Source organism: Dolichospermum circinale AWQC131C, assembly GCF_000426905.1.
In the GTDB taxonomy this organism is placed as follows: domain Bacteria; phylum Cyanobacteriota; class Cyanobacteriia; order Cyanobacteriales; family Nostocaceae; genus Dolichospermum; species Dolichospermum circinale.
This window is the reverse complement of sequence record NZ_KE384652.1, coordinates 221-9,034: the sequence shown is the minus strand read 5'-3', so window position 1 is coordinate 9,034 and position 8,814 is coordinate 221. Positions and strand designations below refer to the sequence as shown.

Genomic DNA, 8,814 nt, shown 5'->3' with positions numbered 1-8,814 from the left:
GGTCTTTACAAGGGTTTTGAAATCATCAAAAATCATTTTCATACCTCAAATCAGCAACGCCGGAAATACTTTCTTATTTGTGGATATGCTTCTAGAATAACATCTATCAAATTTGCATGATTTTGCAAAAATCTGTTGACATCAAGAATGTTTTCTATTGTGTATAATTTAGAAATTTTGCTGAAATTATCAGATGGTTTAGCATCTTCGTAATTATTTCAGTATTTTTAAGGTTTTCCTGGATGCGAAGAGAGTAAATTGAACGAATAGCTCTTAAAATCTCGTGCAAATCATTAATAGAGACTTCCTCTATTTTTGGAGAAATTTCCAATACTAAACTATCTATATCTACAAAAGGATGAACTTCTGTTATTGCATTCAGTAGGCGATCAAATATAGGTTCATCAATTTTTATAATTAATGTAATCCCGAATTGATATTGTTGTGGAATTTTGAAACTTTTCATTTTCATTAAAGTTGATATTTTTGATCTTCTAAATTAATCTATATTTAGACTAGCATCAAAACCCTTGATTTTTTACATTCTCAAGGGCAGGCTTTTGAGCCTACCCCTAGACTATTCTTTCAAAACTGTTTTTGATGCGATTCTCGTCTTTTTCTGATCGCTTTTTGAAAGTTCTCCACCAACTTGTAAGCGAGTAGCAGAGGATTGTAACACCGTTACTGCACTGCTATCACCGATTTGTAAAGCGGTATTAGCAGCAGTTTGTAACATTGTCGCTGCACCTTTCGCGTCGCCTAGTGCCAATTTTGCCTCAGCCAATTGAGTTTGACGATATTTAGCTAACAGCAAAATTGACTGTAAAACCTGAGAATTGAGAGCGGGTTCGTAAGATTTGGTAAAATTAGCATATATTGGTGCTAATGGCGAAAGTAAACCCTGTTTATTCAAAGATGGGTCATCATAGCGAATTTGGATATGGCCAATGACCTGTTTTCCTTCTGGCAATTGTCCCAGATAAATATTCGCTAAAACTACTCGTTCCACATCTTTCATTAAATCCCCCAACCGTAACACCAAAGTTCCATTAGCATCGGTTTCTACTGGTAACTCAATAGTATCTGGGGCTACTTGGGCTATGGGTTTAAGTTCTGCTAACCGCACGCTGGGAACGAAAGATAGGAGTAAATGGGCATTTGTTAATCCTACTAACTGCACCCGACGAAACAACCTGGCAAATTGGGTCACAGCTTGTTCAGGATTCTCGATATAAGCTAGAGTACCACCACCTGCATCAGCGATTTTCTCTAGTAAATTTTGATTCCAGTCATCACCAAAACCCAGGGTGTTAATTGTGAGATTTAGTTTAGCGGCTTTTTTGGCTAGTTGTAAACAACGTTTATTGTCATTGGGTCCAATTTGCCATTTCCAGATTTGTAGCCCCTTATCCCCATGGCCATCTGTCAGTAGGAAAGCTTGGGAAACAGCGCCTTTTGTGCCTTTAAGTAGTTCTGTGATCCCTAAAGACAAACCTTCAGCAATGACTGTAGCGCCAGCAGCCTTTAGCTTGACTTTAAGCTGGGTTTTGATACTATTACTATCGCTGACGATTTGATTGGGGATAATGACCCTTGCAGTGCCAGCAAAAGCGATAACTGAAATGCGATCGCCTGGCTTTAATTGATCCAATAATTGTTCCACGGCTTGCATCACCGTATTCATGGGTTCACCGGACATAGAACCACTTTGATCGAGAATCAAGCACAGATTTAAGGGTAAAGATTGTTCAAATCCAGCCGGAATCGCGGACATAGAAATTGAGAGTTGACGTTGATTACTTACTTGGGCAGCATCAACGTTAGTATCATTTAAAACCGATATTAGTTTAACTTTCATTGAGGGGAAGCATCTTGCAAAACAGTTTTTGAGACAATTCTGGTTTTTTTGCGATCGCTTTCTGATAATTCTTCCCCTGTTTGCAAGCGTGTAGCTGAAACTTGCAAAACCGTTGCAGCATGATTATCACCCATTTGCAAAGCAGTTTTTGCGGCTGTTTGTAACATCGTCGCAGCGCCAGCCCGATCACCTTGCTGTAATTTCGTTTCGGCTAACTGGGTTTGACGATATTTGGCTAAAGCTAAAATCCACTGTTTTACCTGGGGATTTAGTGCTGGTTGGTAGTCCCTGGTGACATCAGCGTAAATTGGTAGATTGGGGGAGTATAGCCCGATGGGGTTATTATGGGCAGGGTTATCGTAGCGAACTTGAATATTAGCGATCGCCTGTTTACCTTCTGGCAACTGTCCCACATAAATATTAACTAAAACCACCCGTTCCACGTCTGTCATTAAATCACCTAATCTCACCCCCAATCGGCCATCACTTTCTGTTTGTATTGGTAAATCTATAGTGTCTGGAGACACTTGGGCAATAGGTTTCAGTTCTGCTAACCGGACATTTGGCATCAGTGATATTAACAGATAAGCGTTAGTCAATCCTACTGTTTGCATCCGGTTGAACAATCTCCCAAACTCAGTTACCGCCTGATCTGGTTGTTGGATATAAGACAATGTACCCATACCCGCATCAGCAATTTTCTCTAAAACCTTATCATTCCAATTGTCACCAAATCCTAATGTATTCAGGGTTAAATTATAACTGGCGGCTAATTGGGCAAATTTCAAACAGCGTTCATTATCACCATGTTCATTTTCCCCATCAGTGAGTAAAAATGCTTGAGAAACTGTATCTTGTTTACCTTTAGCCAATTCCTCAATTCCCAGACGCAAACCCTCATCAATAGAAGTTCCACCTTCAGCGCTGAGTTGCTTAATTTGCCTTTTGATTGATTCTGGATCTTTAATTAACTGATTGGGAACTAAAACCTTAGCCCGGTGGTCAAAAACAACAACACTGAGCCGATCTTCAGGACTCAAACGATCTACCAACAAACAGGCCGCAGTTTTCACAGTTTCCAGGGATTTTCCCCCCATTGAACCACTATGATCGAGAATTAGGCATAAATTCAATGGTACAGACCGATCTATAGTTTCACCACTGGCAGAAATAGAAATTGCTAATTGACGTTGAGTGCTGATTTGATTTACGTCTACAGCACCATCATTAAGGGCCAGTTGTAAATTAACTTTCATAATTTCAATTTCCTATCTAATCTAGACATACACAATTTTATAGATAACTTCATAAGGGATCTTCCCGACTACGGAAAACAAGTTAATTAGATATTTATGTGGTCAGTTGTCAGTTGGGTAATGGGTAATGGGTAATTGGTAATTGGTAATTGGTAATTGGTAATTGGTAATTGGTGAGTCATTTTCTGTTTTAATCCTGTAAATCCTTCAATCTTGGACATCCTGTACCCCTTACGAGAGTAATTTCCGACATTTTTCCCAAGGAACTGACATTATTTAGACATATTATAAATTAATATTTTTATATTTTTCTGGTTATTTAATATCTGTCAAATTAGGTTGTAATACCACCAAATGTAAATTATATCTAGTATCTGCTTGCAAATAACGCTGTTGTAGTGGTTGCCATTCTTGCCATAATTGATGACGATTTGCGGCTAATAGCGTCGTTAACCCTGGTAATTCCCTATCAAGTTCTGATTTGAAGATATTTTCTAACCACTCGTGCAAAACCATATTATCTTGAATCATGCCCAAGATTTCTTGGATATTTTTAACATCATGAATATGTGCAGCAAAAGACTCACCATATAATTCGGTAAATAACTCCATTTGGTAGCGGAGACCTTTAGCTTGTTTCCGCAAACTATGAAGAGTTTCACCTTCTGTTTTTAAATGTTCTTCTAATTGCATTGGTGTCCATTTTGTTTGTATTACTATTTCTGAGTTAATAATTTTAGTCCCAATTAACCATCCGGGGTGTAAGCAGAATTGACTAACTTCTGGTGAGAGTAAATCTGGTAATATATAATAAATTGGCACAGATGAAAAACCTTGATAACTAGGATTTTTTAACCAAGATTCACATTCATTTTTAAAAAATTTATAATTTTCATCTTTAAATATTTTCTGAACATGAGAAAATGCAATTTCTCGCTGTTTATCCAATTCCGTAAAAGCTGTTTTTAGAAATTCCTGTTCTTTGACAACTAAATGGGGTTGGTAATTTTTTTCCAAAATTTCTTCAAGGACATCTAAATCTCTAAGACTACCTAAAACCCGGGCAAATTTACCAATGTTTTTATCACTAACTGATTTTGGTAAAATTAAATATTTTTCAAATCTACTCACAGCAGTTCTTAACCTTCGCATTCCCACCCGCATTTGATGTACCGCTTCTGGATCTTCGTCTTTTTTAACTGCTTTTTCCCATTTTATAGTTTTTTCAAAATGCTTTTCAATGGCTTGGTGTGCAGTTTCTGCGAGGGTTTTGATTGATGTTTCTGTGGAGGTTTTCATAAGTAAAAACAATTAGCAATATAGTAATTTCAAATAAAATAAGAATCGGGAATTTAAACGCAAATAAACGCAAATTGACGCAGATGAGTTTATAAGCATTGCTGAATTAGTTGCGAAAATCAAAAATTCCCCTTCTCAAATTCTTACTCTTTGCGCCTTTGCGCCTTTGCGTGAGGTAAATTCATACTTTTATTCACCAATGCCAGTTTTTTTATACCTCTGTGATCTCTGTGTCTGGAGTAGTCCGTTAATTCAAATAGAATTGCTATATCATAATATTTAAATATCTTTAAAGACTAGTTGAAATAGCCTGTACAGGACAAGTAGAAATACATTGTTCACACACAATACAACGCGATCGCACAAAAGCAAGTTTATACGTTTCTGGATTAATAGTTAGAGCTTCCGTAGGACAAACACCGGTACATAAACCACAATGAACGCATAGATCCTCATCAATGACAATTTCACCTAAACCCAGGGAAACATGAATATGTTGGGATCTCATCCATTCAATTGCTGCATCCAACTGATCAATATCCCCTAATAATTCTACCACCAATTTACCGATTTGATTAGGGGCAACTTGGGCGCGGATAATATTCGCAGCCACATTAAAATCCTTTGCTAGTCGGTAAGTCACGGGCATTTGAATTGCGCGTTTAGGAAAAGTCAGGGTAACTCTTTTTTTCATTAGCTGGGAAAACAGTAAACTAGATGATGAATTGAATTAATAAGTCTTAATAAATTGATTATGAGTACCGAAGCCCCTGTAAATTCTAGTAACCGTCTCAGAAACTTCCTAATTGCCATTGTAGCTACCCTGCTGGGAGTTGCGCTGTTTTTGGGACTCAAGACAGATTCTACCTCAGTTTCCCTGGCAGAATTAGATCAAACTTCTATTCCCTTAGAGGTAGCTGTCAATAACGGAAAACCCTCTCTTGTGGAATTTTACGCTAACTGGTGTACAGTTTGTCAAAAAATGACACCAGATATGGCCAAACTCAGACAACAGTATGATAAAAACCTGAATTTTGTGATGTTGAATGTTGATAATACCAAATGGTTGCCAGAAATGCTCAAATATCGCGTAGATGGCATTCCCCACTTTGTATTTTTAGATAAACAAGGGGAAACCATAGCTGAAACCATTGGGGATATCCCCCGCACTATTATGGCCAGTAATTTAGAGGCCTTAATTATGGGCGTTACCCTTCCCCACATTCAAGGTCGTGGCACAACTTCCCAATTTTCCGCCCCAGTCGCAACAGAAACTAATCAAGATGATCCTCGTAGTCACGGTAGCCAAGTTGTAAATTAGGGTTTGTAGCGGGTAAAAGCAGAAAAGATGATCAAATCTTGTGGGGTGGGCATCTTGCCTGCCCTACCTGTGGGCATCTTGCCTGCCCTACCTGTGGGCATCTTGCCTGCCCTACCTGTGGGCATCTCGCCTGCCCTACTCATGGAAAAATTAAACACTATTAACCTAATCTTGTCAATATCATAGCTATCTTTTTTTGATCATGAGTTGCTACAGTGTTTAGTCTTGAAGCCGATAAAGTATTAAGTATGGTATCTAAAGAGATTTCCCGTGTCTGACTCATCCCCAAAGTATCTAATTAGCCTAGAGGTACGAAATTTACTCGTACAAAAACTCAGCACTCTTGAAAAAGACAATGTTTCCTTACGGAAATCTTTAAAAGAACAGCAAACCCAAACCACAGCCCAAACTGAAGATTTATTCTTAGAACTTTTAGAAGTTGCCGATGCCCTAGAAGCTCTATTATACTATCTAGAGAACAATCCCCACCAGAGTCCAGAATTTACAGCCAGTCTACCTAACTCTATAAGTGCAGTCAATCGCAAGTTTATCGGTATATTAAGAAAACGCCAACTTCTACCTATAGAATTACAAGCAGGAACAGAACCAGATCTTAACTTATGTCGGGTTATTGACCAGGAGGAGAGAACAGATATCCCAGACCAAACAATTACTAAAATCGTCCGTCGCGGATTTTATTGGGGTGAAAAAGTCCTCCGTCCCGCAGAAGTCATTACCGCTAAATCAAATCATGGTAATGAGGAAAAAGATAATGAGTAATTGGAAAATAAAATCGCTTCTGTTCCCTGCAATTCCCTTGTACTCTTACTTACACTGTTAACTATTAACTATGACTCCTGACGAAAGTAATATAAAAGACACTTCTTCACCAGCAAAAATATGGAGTGGTTGGCAGGAAAATTTAGTTTTAATAGCTATTGCCCTGAGTTTAGCACTTTTAATTCGGACTTTTATCGCTGAACCACGCTTAATTCCCTCCGCATCAATGTATCCTACTTTACATACAGGCGATCGCTTGGTGGTAGAAAAAGTATCATACCGTTTTCATCCTCCCAAAATCGGTGATATTGTTGTTTTTAACTCACCACCAGAATTACAAAAACGGGGATATCCTCAAAGCCAAGCCTTTATTAAACGGGTAATTGGTGAACCAGGAGCAGTAATTAGCATTTCCCAAGGACTAGTTTACCTCAACGGTCAACCTTTAATAGAAGACTACATCGCTGAACCACCAAATCTTCCATTTCCAGAAATTCAAGTCCCAGAAGGGGCATTTTTCGTCATGGGAGATAACCGGAATGATAGTAATGATTCTCGCTACTGGGGTTTTGTCCCTAGTGAAAATCTGATTGGCCGCGCCACATTTCGCTTTTGGCCTCTTAACCGCATTGGCGTACTCTAGTTTGGCTTCTACACCCCTCTGGAAATTAAGTCCCGTCTAGGCAATATAATTTGCTACTGCGTGATTGGTGAAATAACCCACGCAGACGGGTTTTGTCTGTGTAGCTATGATTGATAATTTTTAGGGCATGAATAGCATTATACTACAAAAAGTATGATTCAAATCGGGTTACTATAGGTTCATTTTTTATTCACAAATTATAATACAGGTTTTGGTTTAAATTGTTCCATAACGTACTCCATAACTACAGGTTGCAAAGTATATTGACCTGCTTTTTCCTGAATTAAAGAGCGTAAATGTAGCCTTTCTATTGCTTGCCAAAAATGGGATCTAGAAATATGAGGTAATATATTTGCTAAATCAGTAATTGTTGTTAATTGCGACTTAGTTGCCAAATAGTACATGATTTGCTTTTCTAGATCACAGAGACAATTTAACTGTTGTTCTAGCAACCTGTGAAAATGATAGCTGACTAATAGGGTATTCTGTGCTAGATATTTGTTAATATCACCATTAAATAATTTCATGATAGCATTAACAGCAATTTGAATTTTTAAAGGATTATTACCATATAAATTGCATAAATCATATTTTTGTTGTTCTGTCCCCAATAGTTGTTGTGATTGTATCAAGGAAAACGCTGCTTTAAAAGAACCAAACAATCTGAAAGAACGCACTGAGGATGACCAGTTTTCCAGTAAGCTGATTTCAATGGGTTGATTTCGACTGGTGAAAATTAGACAGCTTTGATGATTGGTTTTCGCAATTATTTGGATAATATGATTATATTCGCTATCAAACTTGTCTAAAACTATTTCGATGTCATCCAAGATAATCAGACAACGATAACTACGCAAATAATGGATAATTCGATTAATATTGGGTTTACTTTCCTTGTAATTGGACATCAAAGATAGCATATCAGTAATCATCTCATCAAAAGACAAGATAGTAGGCACAGAACGCCAAAAAACGTAATCAAATTGATCTTGAATTTGTTTTGCTAGTTGGGTGGCTAAAGTTGTTTTTCCAACTCCACCCATACCGAATAATCCCAGTACACGACAACCATCTTGTAAAATCCATGACTGTAATTGTGTCAGTTCTTGGCTATATCCGTAAAATTCTGAAATATCAATTGCAGTTCCCCAGTCTAGAAATTGATTTGCATTTGGTTTTTTTTTGCGTATTTGTGCGTATGCGGGGGGGGGTAGATATTACTTGAACACTGGTAGTAATTTCTTGCCAATCTAGATTTAGTCTGCGACACAGTTCTTCAAAGCTTGTATAACTAACAGGTTTACCAGTCAGGAAATTACTAATTGTAGATAGGGACAATCCGCTATCATAAGCTAAAGCTCTTTGGCTGGGGTAGCCATTAATTCTAATTACTATATTAACTTGTTGAATACGATCATTGTTTACCCTAAGTGACTTTGGCATATTATAAATTATTTAGATAGAAAAGGTAATAATCCACCTAAATTTTAGACGTTAGGAGTGACATATTTTCATAAAAATCTATCTTGAGATAGATGACAAGAGTTGTTTTGTTTTTTGGTGTCAAAATTACCTCTCAAGACAGATGAATTCATATAACTTCATATGAATTCAGTAGACAAATTAGTACAGCATTGGGTAAACTAGGACAATCAGA

At 37.5% G+C, this 8,814-nt stretch carries 10 protein-coding genes; 3 read left to right on the top strand and 7 right to left on the bottom strand.

Annotated elements, in window-relative coordinates; genetic code table 11:
* Nucleotides 1–154: 154 nt before the first annotated feature.
* From ACIR131C_RS0119995 to ACIR131C_RS0119970, 6 genes are all read right to left on the bottom strand, one after another.
* Complete coding sequence (locus tag ACIR131C_RS0119995; RefSeq protein ID WP_155963208.1) at nt 155–466, bottom strand: hypothetical protein; 312 nt, start codon at nt 464–466, stop codon at nt 155–157.
* A 111-nt stretch (nt 467–577) separates the two neighbouring features.
* Nucleotides 578–1,858: a vWA domain-containing protein gene (locus tag ACIR131C_RS0119990; protein ID WP_028091588.1), complete on the bottom strand. Its 1,281-nt coding sequence runs from the start codon at nt 1,856–1,858 to the stop codon at nt 578–580.
* Nucleotides 1,855–3,114, bottom strand: a complete 1,260-nt coding sequence (locus tag ACIR131C_RS0119985; RefSeq protein ID WP_028091587.1) for a vWA domain-containing protein — start codon at nt 3,112–3,114, stop codon at nt 1,855–1,857. The genes ACIR131C_RS0119990 and ACIR131C_RS0119985 overlap by 4 nt, the downstream gene beginning before the upstream one ends.
* 86 nt (nt 3,115–3,200) lie before the next feature.
* Nucleotides 3,201–3,335, bottom strand: coding sequence for a hypothetical protein (locus ACIR131C_RS27140; protein WP_269208813.1), 135 nt, complete (start codon nt 3,333–3,335; stop codon nt 3,201–3,203).
* A 94-nt stretch (nt 3,336–3,429) separates the two neighbouring features.
* Nucleotides 3,430–4,413 (bottom strand): CHAD domain-containing protein, encoded by a 984-nt coding sequence (locus tag ACIR131C_RS0119975; RefSeq protein WP_028091586.1) that lies wholly within the window; start codon nt 4,411–4,413, stop codon nt 3,430–3,432.
* Nucleotides 4,414–4,702: 289 nt separating this feature from the next.
* On the bottom strand, nt 4,703–5,107 hold the full coding sequence (locus tag ACIR131C_RS0119970; RefSeq protein WP_028083869.1) for an NIL domain-containing protein: 405 nt from the start codon (nt 5,105–5,107) through the stop codon (nt 4,703–4,705).
* Nucleotides 5,108–5,167: 60 nt separating this feature from the next.
* Between ACIR131C_RS0119970 and ACIR131C_RS0119965 the strand changes: the two genes are divergently transcribed.
* From ACIR131C_RS0119965 to lepB, 3 genes are all read left to right on the top strand, one after another.
* Nucleotides 5,168–5,734 carry a thioredoxin family protein gene (locus ACIR131C_RS0119965; RefSeq protein WP_028091585.1) on the top strand — a complete coding sequence of 189 codons (567 nt, stop codon included), beginning with the start codon at nt 5,168–5,170 and terminating at the stop codon, nt 5,732–5,734.
* 270 nt (nt 5,735–6,004) lie between these two features.
* On the top strand, nt 6,005–6,514 hold the full coding sequence (locus ACIR131C_RS0119955; RefSeq protein ID WP_028091584.1) for a nucleotide exchange factor GrpE: 510 nt from the start codon (nt 6,005–6,007) through the stop codon (nt 6,512–6,514).
* 70 nt (nt 6,515–6,584) lie between these two features.
* Entirely contained in the window at nt 6,585–7,157 is a 573-nt protein-coding gene (gene lepB / locus ACIR131C_RS0119950; RefSeq protein ID WP_028083866.1) for a signal peptidase I, read from the top strand.
* Between the two features lie 197 nt (nt 7,158–7,354).
* On the opposite strand, the gene ACIR131C_RS23635 is transcribed toward lepB, so the two are convergent.
* Nucleotides 7,355–8,260, bottom strand: coding sequence for an NB-ARC domain-containing protein (locus ACIR131C_RS23635; RefSeq protein WP_269208814.1), 906 nt, complete (start codon nt 8,258–8,260; stop codon nt 7,355–7,357).
* Between the last annotated feature and the right edge of the window lie 554 nt (nt 8,261–8,814).